This window comes from uncultured Rikenella sp. (assembly GCF_947628055.1).
Classification (GTDB): domain Bacteria; phylum Bacteroidota; class Bacteroidia; order Bacteroidales; family Rikenellaceae; genus Rikenella.
On the sequence record NZ_CANQYJ010000060.1, the window covers coordinates 1 to 15,351 of the forward strand.

Annotated in this window: 13 protein-coding genes; 7 read left to right on the forward strand and 6 right to left on the reverse strand. The window is 55.6% G+C overall.

Going from position 1 to position 15,351, the window contains the following annotated elements; all coding sequences use genetic code 11:
- Nucleotides 1–257 precede the first annotated feature (257 nt).
- From Q0Z93_RS06635 to nhaD, 6 genes are all read left to right on the forward strand, one after another.
- Nucleotides 258–782, forward strand: a complete 525-nt coding sequence (locus Q0Z93_RS06635; RefSeq protein WP_298064044.1) for a hypothetical protein — start codon at nucleotides 258–260, stop codon at nucleotides 780–782.
- A 2-nt stretch (nucleotides 783–784) separates the two neighbouring features.
- Nucleotides 785–1,741 (forward strand): hypothetical protein, encoded by a 957-nt coding sequence (locus tag Q0Z93_RS06640; RefSeq protein WP_298064047.1) that lies wholly within the window; start codon nucleotides 785–787, stop codon nucleotides 1,739–1,741.
- A gap of 149 nt (nucleotides 1,742–1,890) precedes the next feature.
- Entirely contained in the window at nucleotides 1,891–3,219 is a 1,329-nt protein-coding gene (locus Q0Z93_RS06645; protein WP_298064050.1) for an alkaline phosphatase, read from the forward strand.
- Nucleotides 3,220–3,309: 90 nt separating this feature from the next.
- Entirely contained in the window at nucleotides 3,310–3,561 is a 252-nt protein-coding gene (locus Q0Z93_RS06650) for a DNA-binding protein (RefSeq protein ID WP_298064053.1), read from the forward strand.
- 170 nt (nucleotides 3,562–3,731) lie between these two features.
- Nucleotides 3,732–4,184: a PepSY-like domain-containing protein gene (locus Q0Z93_RS06655; protein WP_298064055.1), complete on the forward strand. Its 453-nt coding sequence runs from the start codon at nucleotides 3,732–3,734 to the stop codon at nucleotides 4,182–4,184.
- A gap of 102 nt (nucleotides 4,185–4,286) precedes the next feature.
- Nucleotides 4,287–5,747, forward strand: a complete 1,461-nt coding sequence (gene nhaD / locus Q0Z93_RS06660) for a sodium:proton antiporter NhaD (RefSeq protein ID WP_298064056.1) — start codon at nucleotides 4,287–4,289, stop codon at nucleotides 5,745–5,747.
- A gap of 74 nt (nucleotides 5,748–5,821) precedes the next feature.
- Here the strand turns inward: nhaD and ftsZ are convergent, their stop codons facing one another.
- The 6 genes from ftsZ to murD all read right to left on the reverse strand — a co-directional run bounded on the left by ftsZ (nucleotide 5,822) and on the right by murD (nucleotide 14,449).
- Nucleotides 5,822–7,429 (reverse strand): cell division protein FtsZ, encoded by a 1,608-nt coding sequence (ftsZ, locus tag Q0Z93_RS06665; protein ID WP_298064058.1) that lies wholly within the window; start codon nucleotides 7,427–7,429, stop codon nucleotides 5,822–5,824.
- A gap of 99 nt (nucleotides 7,430–7,528) precedes the next feature.
- On the reverse strand, nucleotides 7,529–9,025 hold the full coding sequence (gene ftsA / locus Q0Z93_RS06670) for a cell division protein FtsA (protein ID WP_298064060.1): 1,497 nt from the start codon (nucleotides 9,023–9,025) through the stop codon (nucleotides 7,529–7,531).
- Between the two features lie 26 nt (nucleotides 9,026–9,051).
- Complete coding sequence (locus Q0Z93_RS06675; RefSeq protein ID WP_298064063.1) at nucleotides 9,052–9,882, reverse strand: hypothetical protein; 831 nt, start codon at nucleotides 9,880–9,882, stop codon at nucleotides 9,052–9,054.
- An 821-nt stretch (nucleotides 9,883–10,703) separates the two neighbouring features.
- Entirely contained in the window at nucleotides 10,704–11,417 is a 714-nt protein-coding gene (locus Q0Z93_RS06680; protein WP_298064065.1) for a zinc metallopeptidase, read from the reverse strand.
- 43 nt (nucleotides 11,418–11,460) lie between these two features.
- Nucleotides 11,461–12,711, reverse strand: coding sequence for a phospho-N-acetylmuramoyl-pentapeptide-transferase (mraY, locus tag Q0Z93_RS06685; protein ID WP_298064067.1), 1,251 nt, complete (start codon nucleotides 12,709–12,711; stop codon nucleotides 11,461–11,463).
- A 376-nt stretch (nucleotides 12,712–13,087) separates the two neighbouring features.
- Nucleotides 13,088–14,449 carry a UDP-N-acetylmuramoyl-L-alanine--D-glutamate ligase gene (gene murD / locus Q0Z93_RS06690; protein WP_298064072.1) on the reverse strand — a complete coding sequence of 454 codons (1,362 nt, stop codon included), beginning with the start codon at nucleotides 14,447–14,449 and terminating at the stop codon, nucleotides 13,088–13,090.
- 162 nt (nucleotides 14,450–14,611) lie between these two features.
- On the opposite strand from murD, the gene Q0Z93_RS06695 reads away from it, so the two are divergent.
- The gene (locus Q0Z93_RS06695) at nucleotides 14,612–15,139 is read left to right on the forward strand and encodes an energy transducer TonB (RefSeq protein WP_298064070.1); all 528 of its coding nucleotides are present in this window, start codon (nucleotides 14,612–14,614) and stop codon (nucleotides 15,137–15,139) included.
- Nucleotides 15,140–15,351 lie beyond the last annotated feature (212 nt).

The window sequence follows — 15,351 nt, forward strand, 5'->3', positions numbered from 1 at the left end:
TAAAATAAAAGGCGTTAGCTTGTATTTCGGGATTCTGAAACTTCCACAAAATCGAGAATGTCCCCGAAGGAATAAAGTGGACGCCCATGCTGTTTCTGTCAGCGTGGGCTTTATTCCTTTGTTTCGGGGACAAGGTTGTGGAAGACCGCAGAATCCGACATCGAGTGAATGAGTCCGCGCTTTTTGTTTGTCCCAGTCACCCGAAATACGAGGACTCCGAATGTTTTATCGAATCGACAAACAAAACAGAAACAATCATGAAAAAATTTTTAGTATTGCTCTCCTGCACAGCTCTTTTCGCCTCGTGCGGATCGCCGCGCGTCGTTATTCCCCGTGCCGTGAACACGATCAATACTGCTCCGTTGGGCGACCTGAATCTCCAACGCGGCGACTACGAGATACTCAATACCATCACGGCCGAAGCTTCGATATCTTTTACTGAAACCAAGAAAAAGACGCAGATTTCCGACCAGAGCAACGAGTTCTCGTTGCAAGGTACGGTCAATAAAAAATTCGGTACGATCACTTACGAACATCAAGGAATTCTGAGACTTGGATATCTCCATAGCGACTATGTCGGACAAAACGAATCGCTGACGCAGCCCGAAGTACTTGCCCGTCGTTTGGCTATCTATCGCGCCATCAACATCGCCAAAGAACACGGTGCCGACGCCTTGATCGAACCGACCATCGCTACCAATATCGAACAGATCGGGAAAAACACAGTCATTTATAAGACTACGGTGACTGCCAAAATCATCAAACTGAAAACCAATCGATAGCGATGAAATTTCCGATTTGTATTTTAAATGCGATCCTCCTGTCAGGGTTGGTTTCCTGCGGGACGATGAAGCAACCTGCAGCCTCGCTGCAGACCATAGCAGTATTGCATCTGGCACTCATCGAGAACGCCCAGGCCGACCGGTTCGTGGATTTGGACTATGGTATCCGGCTGAACGTGCGCGACGAACGAGCCAACAGCCGCGTTTTGCAGAAATACGACGCCAGCGCCACCAGCCTGCCGGACGTAACCGTTTCACCCGAAGTCGTTTCGTTCGTCTCGGAGAGCACGCGCCGCTACATGCGGACGATGGGTTTCAACCTTGACGCCGATGTCTCGACCGATTATTTGCTGACGCTTTCGATTCGCGAATTCAACCTCAGCCTGCTGTCGGGAGTCGGTTGGTCGGGAACCGTACAGCTGAATGTCACGGTGCACGACCAGAACGGCAAAACGGTCTACCCCAGCGTAGTCGCCGTGGGGCGGGCCAATATGCGCGGCAATTTTTCAGTCGCAGCGCAGACTTTGAACACGGCTTATGCCAATGCCCTTCGGGACATCGATTGGGATCGGATCGCCTTTTTCCTCAAGCGGGCAGCCGCACCGAGCCTCGAAAAGAACAAACAGGTGACCGGAGCCGGCAACACCGCGCTCGAATCGACCGTCATCCGCTGGTACATCGACTCGGCGCCCAAAGGGGCCGACATTTCGATCCGCGTAGTCTCCTCCACGCCGGACGTGAAGAACACCAACCAAAACTATGTCGGCTCGACACCTTATGAAACGACGGAAACGTTCGACATCAAAGGGCTGACATTCAACAATTCGGGCGACGTACAGATCGAAGTGACCTGCGAAAAGCCGGGTTACATCACTCAACGGCGGCGTTTCAACCTGCGTCAGGCCATCGAGCAGAAAGAGATCTCGACCAAATTCAATCTGATAAAAGAAGAAGAGTAGCCGGCTTCGGAACATCCGAAACCGTTTTCAGGAGCGTTCCGGTTCGACAACCGGAACGCTCTCTATTTTTGTGTCCGTTTTTACCATCGGCATTTCATTCCGGATCGTTATCTTTGGATAATTTTTTAACCCACAACTCTATTTAAACCATGAAAAAGACGCTTCTCTTGCTCTTTTTGCTGGTCGGCAGCCTCGTTTGCCGGGCCGGCGAACGACCGAAATACATCTTCTACTTCATCGGCGACGGCATGGGCCACAATGCTTTGGCCCTGACCGAAGCCTGTCTGGCCGATGAACAGGGCGACGACATCGGGTTCGGCACCCTCCGCTTCACCCGGTTCCCGGCGGTGGGGTTCGTCACCACCTGGTGCGCCAACCGGCGCATGACCGACTCCGCGGCGGCCGGGACAGCTTTGGCGACGGGGCAGAAGACCTCGGTCGGCACGATCGGCATGAATGCCGACCGTACCGAACCGATATACAGCGTCGCCGCGGCAGCGAAAGAACACGGGATGCGCAGCGGCGTGGCCACCTCGGTGAGTATCGACCACGCGACACCGGCCAGCTTCTACGCCCATCAGCCGAAGCGGAACCTGTACTACGAAATCGCTATGGATGCGCCGGCTGCCGGGCTCGATCTTTACGCCGGTTCGGGCTTCCTGAAACCCGAACCGAGCCGGCAGCCTTCGCTGTACGATGCGTTAGAGAAAGCAGGGTATAAAATCGTCCGCGGCGACGGCGAGCTCTCCGGCAAACGGGTCGTACTGATGCAGAACGAGGGGGCGAATCCGGCCAACCTGCCGCTGGCCATCGACCGTCAGCCGGGCGACCTGACCCTGCCGTCCATCACGCGCCGTTCGATCGACTTCCTGATGCGGGACGGAGGGGCCAAACGAGGCTTCTTCCTGATGGTCGAAGGCGGACAGATCGACTGGGCCGCCCACAGCAACGATGCGGCGACGCTGGTACAGGAGGTCAAGGACTTTGACGAGGCGATCGGCGCGGCTCTCGATTTCTACCGCGAACACCCGGACGAAACGCTGATCGTCGTGACGGCCGACCACGAGACGGGCGGCCTGGCGCTGGGACGCGACAACCTGGGGTACGACACCTATTTCGGTCTGCTGGCGGCGCAAAAATGCTCGAAAGGGCACCTCGAAGAGGCGATCGAAGCGGCATCCGGCTGGGAGGCGGTCAAAACGCTGCTGGGCGAACGGATGGGATTCGGCGGACAGGTCGTCCTCACGGATCAAGAGTGGTCGCAGTTGGAAAAGACCTATGCCGAACACCCCGGACGGACGGCGGGGGCTGCGGTGGAGCTGTTGGCGCGTCATGCGGGTGCGGGCTGGACGACGGGGAGCCATACGGCCACCTATGTCCCGGTTTTTGCCATCGGCGCTTCGTCCGAGAAGTTCAACGGACGGCAGGACAACACGCAGATCGCCGCCGCGCTGCGGAAACTGATCGAAGAAAAATAAATTGCGCCTTTCGGCCGAATTTCGTCGTCGGGATTTTGAGATCACGCAAAAATTGCGTTACTTTATAGAAAATTTAAAAACCTAACGCCTATGAATACCATTACTTTCAACGAGCTGCGGCGGATCAAAGACAGCCTGCCGAGCGGCAGCATGCAACGCATTGCGGACGAGTTGGGCTTGGATGTGGACACGGTCCGCAACTATTTCGGAGGTACGCATTACCAAGCGGGCGAAGGGAAACCGTCGGGACTGCATATCGAACAGGGGCCGGATGGCGGGATTGTCACATTAGACGACCGCACTATTCTGGATAAAGCGCTCTCGTTGCTGGAACAACAGTAATCTACAACAACGGGACGGGCATGCGTATCTTTCCGATGGCTCTCGGGCGGGAGCGGAAAGAAAGATATACAAAAAAGGCCGGTATTTTCCGGCTCGACGGGACCATTTGCACGATCTTTGCATTTGGTTCCGTTACGTTTTACGTCGAACCTTAATACGATTCATCGGTTATGAAAAAACTACTCTTCAGCCTGCTCGTCGGCACCTTCTTTTACACCACGGCCTGCGCCGACGGCCGATCCGTTATCAAGCAAGTCTCCGACCTGCCCGCCGCAGCACAGACTTTCCTGAAAAAACACTTCTCCACCCTGACAGTCAATCAGGTGACCCTCGAAAACAAGTTCGCAGGCAAAAAATACGAAGTCAAGCTCGCCGGCGGAGGCGAAGTGGAATTCGACAAGAACGGAAACTGGATCCAGATCGACTGCCAGCGCAACGCCGTGCCCGAATCGGCCGTACCCGGCAAGATATTGCAGTACGTCAAGCAAAATTACCCGAATTATTTCATCTCCTCGATCGACAAGGAAGACGGAGGTTACGACGTGGAAATCCGGGACAAGAACATAGAACACGACATCGACCTGCAATTCAACGGGCGGTACGAATTTCTGAGGATCGACTGACCGGGAATCCGGCATCACCTTTTTCATGCGGCCGCAGCTCCTGGATAGGAACCGCGGCCGCATTTTTTCTTATTTTTGCCGAGGTACAAAGCCATCCCTCCTATGCTGACCGCCCTGATCATCCTATTTCTCATCGGCTACCTCTGCATTGCACTGGAGCATCCCTTAAAGATCAATAAAGCCGCCACGGCCCTGATTACGGCCACCGCCGCGTGGATCATCTACATGCTGATTGCGCCGGAGACGGTTGTCGGCACCCGAGACTTTGCCTTTTTCCTCGAAGAGAATCCCTCGCTGGGCTCCCTGCCGCAGAACCAACAGGCAATACACTACGTGCAGCATGTCCAGATCATCGAGAGTCTGGGCGACATTGCCGAAATCCTTTTTTTCCTGATCGGCGCCATGACCATCGTGGAGCTGATCGACATGCACGGAGGGTTCAACATCATCACGAACCGCATCACGACGCGCCGCAAAAAGCGTCTGCTGTGGATCATCGGAACGATCACTTTCTTCATGTCGGCCATCCTCGACAACCTGACCACGGCTATCGTGATGATCGCCCTGCTGCGCAAACTCATCGGCAATTACAAGGAGCGGTGGCTCTTTGCCGGGATCATCATCATTGCGGCCAACAGCGGTGGCGCCTGGTCGCCGATCGGGGACGTGACCACCATTATGCTGTGGGTGAAAGGCAACGTGACTACGGCGGGACTGATCCCGAACCTGTTCCTGCCTTGCCTGGTATCGCTCGCCGTGCCGATACTGATCGCCCAGCGGTGGCTGCACGGCGAGGTCACGCCGGCCTCGCTGCACAAGCTGGCTGCTGTACAGGTGCGGGACGGAGAGGTGAGCTATTTCATGAATGTGGAGGGAAAAACCGCGATTTCGGAGCGGGAACGGCTGTCGATCCTATTGCTCGGCGTCGGCTGCCTGCTTTTCGTGCCGGTGTTCAAAACGGTCACCCACCTGCCGCCGTTCATGGGCATTTTGGGCTCGCTGGGGGTCATGTGGCTGTACACGGAGGTGATGTACAAGCACAAGAACGATATGCCGGAGTCGGCCAAGCGCCGGATTCCGGACGTCCTGAGCAAGATCGACACGCCCACGATCTTGTTTTTCCTGGGTATCCTGCTGGCCGTATCGGCTTTGCAGATGTCGGGCGTGCTGGCAAGTCTTTCGGTATGGTTAGACGAGAAGATTCACGATGTTTTCCTGATCGATGTGATGATCGGATTCTTTTCGTCGGTGATCGACAATGTGCCGCTGGTGGCGGGAGCTATGGCGACTTATCCGATCGCCGATCCGGCGGCGGTGGCTGCGGCGGCGGATCCGGCTTATATCGGGTATTTTGTCCAGGACGGCGTTTTCTGGCAGTTCCTGGCCTATTGCGCCGGGGTGGGCGGCTCGATGCTGGTGATAGGCTCCGCTGCGGGGGTGGTGGTTATGGGGCTGGAACGGATGAATTTCGTCTGGTATCTGAAGAATATATCGCTGATCGCTTTGTCGGGCTATCTGGCCGGTGCGGCGGTTTATATTTTGCTGACGATAGGGTTAGGGTAGTGCCCCTCTATGAAAGCAAAGGCCGGAAGAAGTTTCTTCTTCCGGCCGGATAATGGATAGCGAAAATATAGGAATCAGTCGAACAAGTGTCCGTCTCCTCTCTGCCTCCCCGCAGAGTCGTTTTTGAGTGTCTCGCGCGAAACCTTGCTTCCCGCCGGCAAAGCCTCCGCTTCGATTTTCATCCGGCGACGGATATATGCCGGAATATTTTCCAGTTCATCGTCGCTCAGCTCCGTCACCGGCGCTACCGAAAGGGCCGCTTCTTCCGACCGAATTTCATGATGTTCCGAAGCCTCTGCCTTTTCCTGAATCCGAGAGGGTTCGTTCGCCTCTTTTTCCGAAAAAAGCGCTTCGGCTGCCTTGAAATCTTCTTCCTCCGCTTCCATCTGCACAATCTGCGTCACTGGTTCCGCCGCCGGCGCACTCTCCACCGGCTGCCCATAGCCATGCACCGCCGGTTCGCCATATCCTCCTCGCCCCGAAAAATCGTCCGTCCGTTCTGTCTGGTGTGTCACCACCGCAAAATCTTCCGTCCCGTCCGAAACCGTTTTCGGTTTTTTCTTTCCTGCGTTGCTGTCCAGGTCGACCAGCGAGATCGTTTCGCGTTTCGGGGCCGCAGCTTCCGCACCGCCCGCTTTCCCTGCATATGTTTTCCGCTTCGGATCCTTGTCCACGATCTCTGCATACTGTTCCCGAACCATCGAAATGATGTCTATGTCGAAACCCGTCGCGATAATCGTAATCCGAATATCGTCGCCCAAAGTTTCATCCGTTCCCGCCCCCCAGATCAGGTCGGTCCCCAACTCGAACCCTGTCCGATCCTGCACGAACTGCGTGATGGCGCGAGTTTCGGTCATCTTCACCTCTTTCGTTCCCGAGGTGATGGTCAGCAGCACATTCTTCGCTCCCGCAATATCGCGATGGTTCAAAAGCGGCGAACTCATGGCCGCCTCGGTCACTTCGCGCGCCCGATTTTCGCCGCAACCCTGCGCCGACCCCATCAATGCGATCCCGCTGTCCGCCATGATCGTCCGCACGTCTGCGAAATCGACATTGATCCGGTTTTCCTGCATGATGATGTCGGAGATGCTCTTGGCCGCCGAAGCCAGGATGTCGTCCGCCTTGCCGAAAGCCTCGGAGAGGGTCAGATCGCCGTATATTTCGTTGATATTTTCGTTGTTCACCACCAGCAGCGCATCCACGTTATGCCGGATCCGCTCGATCCCTTCCAAAGCCTGTCTGATTCGCCGCGGCCCTTCGGTCATAAACGGCAGGGTCACGATCGCCACCGTCAAAATCCCCATCGTTTTCGCCGCCTCAGCGATCACCGGAGCTGCTCCCGTCCCCGTACCGCCTCCCATCCCGGCGGTGACGAAGACCATCTTGATATTCTTCTCGCGAAAAACTTCCTTGATGTCTTCAATACTTTCTTCGGCCGCCGCGCGTCCGCGTTCCGGATTATTCCCCGCCCCCAATCCTTCGGTCAAGGTCTCTCCCAGCCGGATTTTGGTCGGAATCGGGCTTCGCTCCAACGCCTGCCGGTCGGTGTTGCAGACCATGAACGACACATCGGTGATCCCCAGCTTGTACATGTGGTTCACGGCGTTGCTCCCGCCGCCGCCGACGCCCACCACCATGATGATGGAAGAGCTCACGGGTGCTATATCTACGAATTCAACCATTGTTTTTTGTCAATAATAATCTTGTCGCGGTTCTGTCTTGTCGAAATAGACGGATATGATTCGGCTCTCGCCCTAAGAGTGCCTCCCGGGAAAAGTGCCTCAATAGTTGTCGTCGTCATCGACTTCCTCCGAGAACATGGAGCTGAACAGGCGTTTCATCCGTTCCGACAGCTTCGGTTTGCGTACCCGCAGCTCTTCCTCCGGATAGTCGTATCCGTCCTCTCCCTCCATCCCATACGGTTCTCCGCCCTGCTGTTGCTGTCCGTATGCCGCGGCATCGTATTGTTGTTGCGCATAGGCATCTTCTGCAGAAGCATCCATTGCCTGTCCCTCACCTGCCGCATAACCGTATCCCATTGTCTGAGGCTGTGCAAAACCGTCCGCCGCATTTTGCTGCTCCTCCGCAAGCGGCTGTTCGTCGATCTCCGTGTAGTTCCCCTTGCGCACCGCATCGAGGATGATCCCGGTCAAAGTGGAGTATTTCGGCGCCGAAACCAATTCCGCCGACTCCGCCCCCACGTATGTGGTCGGCTGCGCCACCCGCACGTCCAACCCCGTGTGCATCTTGAAAAGCATGTCGAGGTTCTTCAGATTGGCACCCCCTCCGGTCAGCACGATCCCTGCTCCCAATTTCCCCTTGAATCCGCACCGTTCGATCTCGATCTTCACGTAATCGATAATATCGTACATCCGCGCTTCGATAATCCCCGCTAATGTCCTCACCGCGATCTCCTTCGGTGCCTGTCCGTTGACGCTCGGAATGTTGATGTATTTGTCCCCCGGCGTCCGTTCGGCCACCGCTTCGCCAAATGAAGTCTTCAGTTTTTCGACGTACCGCTCCAAGATTCCATAAGCGCGTATATCCTTGTTGATGATATTCCCGCCGATCGGAATCACAGCTAAATGCCGGATCACTTTGTCGTAGTAGACGCATATATCCGTCGTCCCCCCCCCAATATCAACCACCGCCACGCCGAGTTCCTTTTCATCGTCGCTCAGCACGGCCTCGGCCGAGGCCAGCGGCTGGAGCACGATCCCCGCCAACTTCAAGCCCACGCGTTGAAAGCACCGCCGTATCCGTTCGATCGCGGTCTCCTCGCCGATAATGACGTTGAATTTCGCTTCCAGTTTCCGCCCCTCCATCCCCACCGGTTCGCTGATGTCGTCCTCGCCGTCCAAAGTATACGACTGCGGCAGTATACTGATGATGGTCTTCCCCGCCGGCAGCGAAGCGTTCCGCTGGTCGTCGATCAGCCGTTCCACATCGCTCCCGCGCACTTCCGTCACGCCCGCATCGGTCACGTTCTGCACCGTCACGTATCCCTGCGTCCGATTACACTGGATATGCTGTCCCGACACCCCTACATAAGCTTCCCGCACCACGATCCCCAGCTCCTGTTCGAGCCGGGATTTGACTTCGCGCAACACTTGCGAAGCCTGCTCGATGTTCTTCAGATCGCCTTTCATCACACCGCTGGAAGCCATTTCTTTCAAGGCGATGATCTCGATCTTGTTCTTCTCGGCTTTGCGTCCCACGGCCATCACTACCTTGGTCGTGCCCAGGTCGACCGCTGCAACGTATTCGTTATTGTCCATATATCTCGTGTGTGCTCTCTGTATTCTTATTCAGGCTTCGCGTCCGGAACCGGCATCCCTTTGCAGATCACTTGCCCCCGGAATCTCAGGTCGATCTCCGCCGCCGACCGCCACCAGCCTTCGCCGAAACTTTTCCGGTAGAACCGCGACAGTTTCCTCAATCGTGCGGCAACTGCCGCCGAATCGGTGAGCTCTCCGAAGCGGATCGTCTGCTGCCCGACACGCGGCAATAATCGTACCTCTTTGCCGTCGTAATAGATTTGCGCGGTCAAAGCGGTCAAAAAACGGTCGGTATCTACCTGATGGACAAAGTTAAGCAGATTATGCAATAATTCCCGCTCCCGATGAAACTTTTTTTCATCCAAACGGCCGAAATGGTCGGGCGGAAAACCGAAGGGCAGACGACCGCTCACCACGGGAACTTCGGCGATGCAGTCTGCCTGCGGCGGAAGCAGTACCAGCGTGCTGTCCACATAGAAATTATGCCCGGATTCGCTCACCACGCGTATCATGGGCCTGCGTTGGCTCAGGACGATATGAAGCAGTCCGTCGATGGCGGTGTAGGCGTCTGCCTGCGACACGTAGTTCTGTCTTTCTATTAGTCGCTCCACGGCATAGACGTCGACTTTCCTCAAGGGCATGCCCACGGTGCGCACGGCGCTGTCTGCCAGCCAGTGCAGGACGGTCTCGGAGGTCACGAATTTCAACTGCGCGCTGTCTCGGATCACGATCTCTACTCCTTTGCATTCGAGTTCTTTTTCCTGTCCGGAACAGTAACGCGTGGCTACGACGGCATAGGCTGCCAGCAGTACCAGCAAGGTCACGTTGACTATTTTTCGTCTGCCTGGCGACAACATGGTCTCGTTTCGATTTTAGGTTTGAGTCTTTCGTGATTTTCGACGTTTTCTGCACCGCTCCGGTTGCATTCGTTTCCGATTCCGAAACCCGTACAAGCATCCGACGTGATAAACATCTGCGACTGAAGGCTGTGCCGTTCTCTCTGTGGTCGGACCGGGTTGTCCTGTGTAGGCCTGCTATACGCAACTTCGCGGACTGGTGCAAAGTAAAGGTAGGTTCGTTTTGCACTGTGCCGTATGGGACTGTCGCTTTCTTGAAAGAAAGCGACGCAAAGAACTTTTGAGATAGCTGCGCTACTCCTTACGCTCCGCAGTCCTCTTTCTTTGAACCCTGTTTTTTGTCGGGACTTTCCAATGCGGCGCGCATAAGGTGATGCAATCATTAGCGCGCCCATTGAGAAAGCCCGACAAAAAACAAAACGTTCGAGAACCGGGTACCCGGCAGGCTCAAGAAATGCGCAAGCATCTCAAAAAGTTTGGCTGCGCCTTCCTCCTGGCGCCTCGGCCATTCGAGCAAGCTCGACGGCGCTCGGCTGCTGCGTCGGTTTTCTGGTTCTCTTTGTTCACAACCGACGCTGCCAGGTGCCGCTCGGCACTCGAACCAGGCCGCCTCTACCCTGCATAGGGTGAGCGGCGAGGAGGAACCGAGCAGCGTTCCGAGGGCAGAGGCCGCTGGCGGACTATGCCGAGGTAGCGCGAGGAAGCCGGAGGCAAAACGAGCGGAGCGAAGTTAAAGAGAACAGTTCCCTCAAACCGGGTACGTACTATAAAACCTACGTTTTATTGCACGTGCTCGGGAGGGTACAGAATTAGCGGACGATTTAGTTTCGTCTGGCGAAGCCTATGTAGTAAAGCAGCGTAGCGATCGACGCCAGAGCCGCCACTAAATAAGTCCGCGCCGCCCAAGTCAAAGCCTCCTTCGCCTGCGTCTGTTGCTGCGAAGTGAGGATATGCTGCCCTTCGAGCCACGCCAGCGCCCGCCGCGAAGCGTCGTACTCCACCGGCAAAGTCACGATGCTGAACAAAGCCGACACCGCGATCATCGCGATCCCCACCCAAAATATCTGCGGCACGGTATTGATCAGTACAATCCCACCGAGGATAAAGAAAATCGCGAATTTCGACGAGAAAGAAGTCACCGGCACCAAAGCCGAACGCATTTTCAGCGGCGCATAGCCCACGGCATGCTGCACCGCATGTCCGCATTCGTGCGCCGCCACCGCCGCAGCCGCCACCGAATTGCTGGAATAGACATCGTCGCTCAGGTTCACCGTCTTGTCGGCCGGGTTGAAATGGTCGGTCAGCCGCCCCCGCGTATGGGTCACTCTGACATCCGTGATCCCGTTGTCACGCAGCATCTTTTCGGCCACATCCTTCCCAGTCATTTCTCCGGCGAAAGGCACCTTGGAATACTTGCTGAACACGCTCTGGAGCCGGGCCTGCACGATAAAACCGGCGATCCCGATGACGATGATAAGCATGATTTCCGGCCCCATGAAACCGGAAGAGCCATGGATGAGCATTGACAGTGTCATTTTTCTATGAGGTTTTTGTGTGAATAAACGTACCAGGCCGGCATTATCGTATTTTGAGCGTCATCAGCGTAATGGCCGCCAGCAGGAGCTGGATGATCCAAAAGCGGGTCACGATCTTGACTTCAAAATACCCTTTTTTCTGATAATGGTGGTGGAGCGGCGCCATCAGGAACACCCGCCTCCCCTCGCCGTACTTATGCCGGGTGTATTTGAACCAGAATACCTGGACAATAACCGAACAACTCTCTACAATAAAAATGCCGCACAGGATCGGCAGCAGAAGTTCCTTGCGGATCAGCAGGGCGAAAGTGGCGATGATCCCCCCGATGGCCAGCGAGCCCGTGTCCCCCATAAAGACCTGGGCCGGATAGGAGTTGTACCACAAAAATCCCAACAATGCCCCCACGAAAGCGCCGGCGAAAACGAGCAGCTCTCCTGAACCGGGAATGTGCATAATGCTGAGGTAGTCGGCATAAATCACGTTCCCCGACAGATAAGCCAATATCCCCAGCACCACGCCGATCGACGCCGACACCCCCGCCGCCAAGCCGTCCAGTCCGTCGGTCAGGTTGGCTCCGTTGGAAACCAACGTGATAACGAATGTAGCGACGAGTACATAGAAAAGCCATCCTAACGTATCTCCGAACTCTCCTTGGACGGGAATGAGGTCGCGATAGTCGAGTTCGCTGTTTTTGAAAAACGGCACGGTCGTAGTCGTGGATTTCTCGGCCGGTGTCAGGTAGATGACTTTCCTGTGGTTGCCGAGGTCGGTGGCCACCACGCGTTCCGCATCGACGGTGCGCGATGTGGAGGGCTCGCGCGAGACGATCTGCGGGCTGGCCCACATGGTGGTGCCGACTGCCAATCCCAGCGTCACCTGTCCCAGTATCTTGAATCTCCCGTTGAGGCCCTCTTTTTTCTTGCGGAATACTTTGATGTAGTCGTCGAGAAATCCCAGCAGCCCGAGCCAGATCGTGGTGGCGAGCATCAGCTGCACGTAAATGTTGGTCAGGTCGGCGAACAACAATACCGGCACGAGGATAGCGGCGAGAATGATAAATCCTCCCATGGTCGGGGTCCCTTTTTTCCGGAGTTGACCTTCGAGGCCGAGGTTCCGTATCTCTTCGCCGATCTGCCGGCGCTGGAGCAGCCGGATAATGCTTTTGCCGAAGACCATGCCGATCAATAACGAGAAAACGATGGCCATTGCGGAACGGAATGATATGTAATTGAACATCCCTGCCCCCGGAAGGTCGACGACACGGTCAAGGTATTCGGCTATATGGTAGATCATGCTGTGTAGCTTGCCTATTTTGTCTGCAAAGATAAATAATAACGTCTGCTTTTGGTAAAGTGATCGCTTAATTGCTACCCTATGTTTGAGGGAACTGTTCTCTTTGTGAACAAAGAGAACCAGAAAAACTTTCTGAGATGCTTACGCATCTCTTGAGCCTGCCGGATACCCTTTTCTTTGATTCTCTTGGGGTGTGAGCAATAGCGGGCACTTAGGAAAATAACACCTTATGCCCGCTATTGCCACACCCCAAAGCAAACGCAATGCAAGAGGACTGCGGAGCCTAAGGAGTAGCGTAGCTATCTGAAAGTTTCTTTGGTTCTTTCTGTTCACAGAAAGAACAGTCACACACGGCACAGTGCAATTAACCGATCCGTTATTCGGCCAAAGTTTTGACCATCTGTTTGAATTTTTCGCCCCGATCCTCATAATTGCGGAACAGATCGAAACTCGCGCACGCAGGAGAAAGCAACACCGTATCGCCCGGTGCCGCCACTTCGCGGCACGCAGCCAGAGCATCTTCCAACGACGCAGTATCATAAACCGGCACTACGCCCTCGAACGACCGTACCAATTTCGCATTGTCCAGCCCCATGCAGACAAGCGCCTTCACATGCTCCCGCACCAACGGCACCAACACTCCGTAATCGTTTCCCTTGTCCGTTCCGCCCGCGATCCAGATCGTAGGCCGCGTCATAGCCTGCAAGGCATACCACACCGAATCGACATTCGTCGCTTTCGAATCGTTGATAAATTCCACCCCGCCGATCAGGGCCACCGGTTCGAGCCGATGCTCCACCCCGCCGAACGTCCGCAGCGTCTCCGCAATCACAGCGTCCGGCACCCCCGCCCGACGACAAGCCGCTATCGCCGCCAGCGCATTGGCAATATTATGCAGCCCCTTGATCCGCATCTCCGCCGCCGGGAACGCGAAATCGCCGCAGTGCATCACTCCCGCCGCGGCATCATACCACGCCCCGGCGTCATCGGATTCGTTCGTTTTGGCATGAAAAGCCGTCGTCGCAGCCTCGATAGTCGGCAAAACCCGCGGCAGATAAGCCAACGTCTCCGGATCGTCGCCATTATAAACGAACAAATCTTCCGACCGCAAGTTCTGCACGATGCGGAACTTGCTGGCCACGTAATTTTCCATCCGGTGATCGTACCGGTCCAGATGATCCGGCGTAATGTTCAGCAACAGAGCAATGTCCGCCCGGAAATCGTACATCCCGTCGAGCTGGAAGCTGCTCAGCTCGATCACGTACCAGTCCGGCTGTTCCGCCGCAGGTCGTTCGGCGACCTGCAAAGCCAGACTCCGCCCGATATTCCCCGCCAATTCCGCCCGGAATCCTGCCGCACGCATAATCTCATGGATCAACGTGGTCGTTGTGGTCTTCCCGTTGCTGCCGGTAATGCAGACCGTCCGGGTGTGCGGGGCCAGATACCGTCCGGCAAATTCGATCTCCGAAATCACGGGAATACCCTTTTCGCGGATCGCCCGCATAACCGGCACAGTTTCCGGAATCCCGGGACTTTTGACCACGAACTCGGCCCCCAGAATCCGGGCCAACGTATGCCCGCCCTCTTCAAACGGAATCCCTTTTTCGGCCAGCTGCGACCGGTAAGGTTCCCGAAGGCTGCCCGAATCGGACAACAAAACTTCATATCCTTTCGCTGCGGCTAAAACGGCGGAACCGTATCCGCTCTCGCCGCCGCCCAATATCACGGCCAATGCCATTCTTTCTTGCATTTTATTCTGACGCAAATTTAATCTTTTCCGGCCTCGGTTGTTATTCTTCCGGTTTCATCCGGTTCGGAATGCCGGACCGAATGTTCGGCCGGGCTGTTGTTCCTGCCGATAATAATCACTATATTGCAGGGACTATTCAGTATGGTGACCATGAAATTCGTTTTGCAAAAATCGCTGATGATCGTCTGGATCGTTTGGGTGGCTTGTGCGGGATCTTTTGCCCGTAAAAGAGGTTCCGCCGATCTGGAAGGTCGGGATTCGATTCAGATGCCTTCTTTTCAGGGGGGCGATATCAATAAGTTCGCCCGATGGGTCGCTTCCAAACTCCGGTATCCGAAAGCGTTGCTGAATTCGAATATATCGGGACGGTTGGTTGTCCAGTTCATTGTCGAACGCGATGGCTCGATGAGGTATTACAAAACGGTCGAAACGAAGCTGGAATACGGCCCTTCGACTCCGGATATGGTCTTGCTGAAGAATTGGCAGGATGCGCAGGTGCCGGACAGTGTGTTTACAGAAGAGATTCTCAGGGTCGTCCGGCAGGCGCCGTTGTGGAGCCCGGCTAAAAAAAACGGAAAGCCAGTCAGTGTGTTCATTATGATTCCTGTCAATTTCCAGCTCGATTCGCCAAGAAATATGTATCGATCGACTTGGCATCGGAATCAGGGTGGTGAATGATAGCGATGCGTCGGAGCAATGGCTGTTGGGGCGTTGACTGTTTGTTGGGGTGCGGGCAGGGTCTCTTCTTGAAATAGCAATTGGCCGGAGTGCACGGACGAGCGATCCCGCTGGGTACACGAGCCGCAGCCGTTGGCTGTTTTATTGGCTGTTTCCCGTTAGTTCCGTCCGTTGTTGTCGGAATCCAATCAACCGCGACCTTTGGTCGCGCG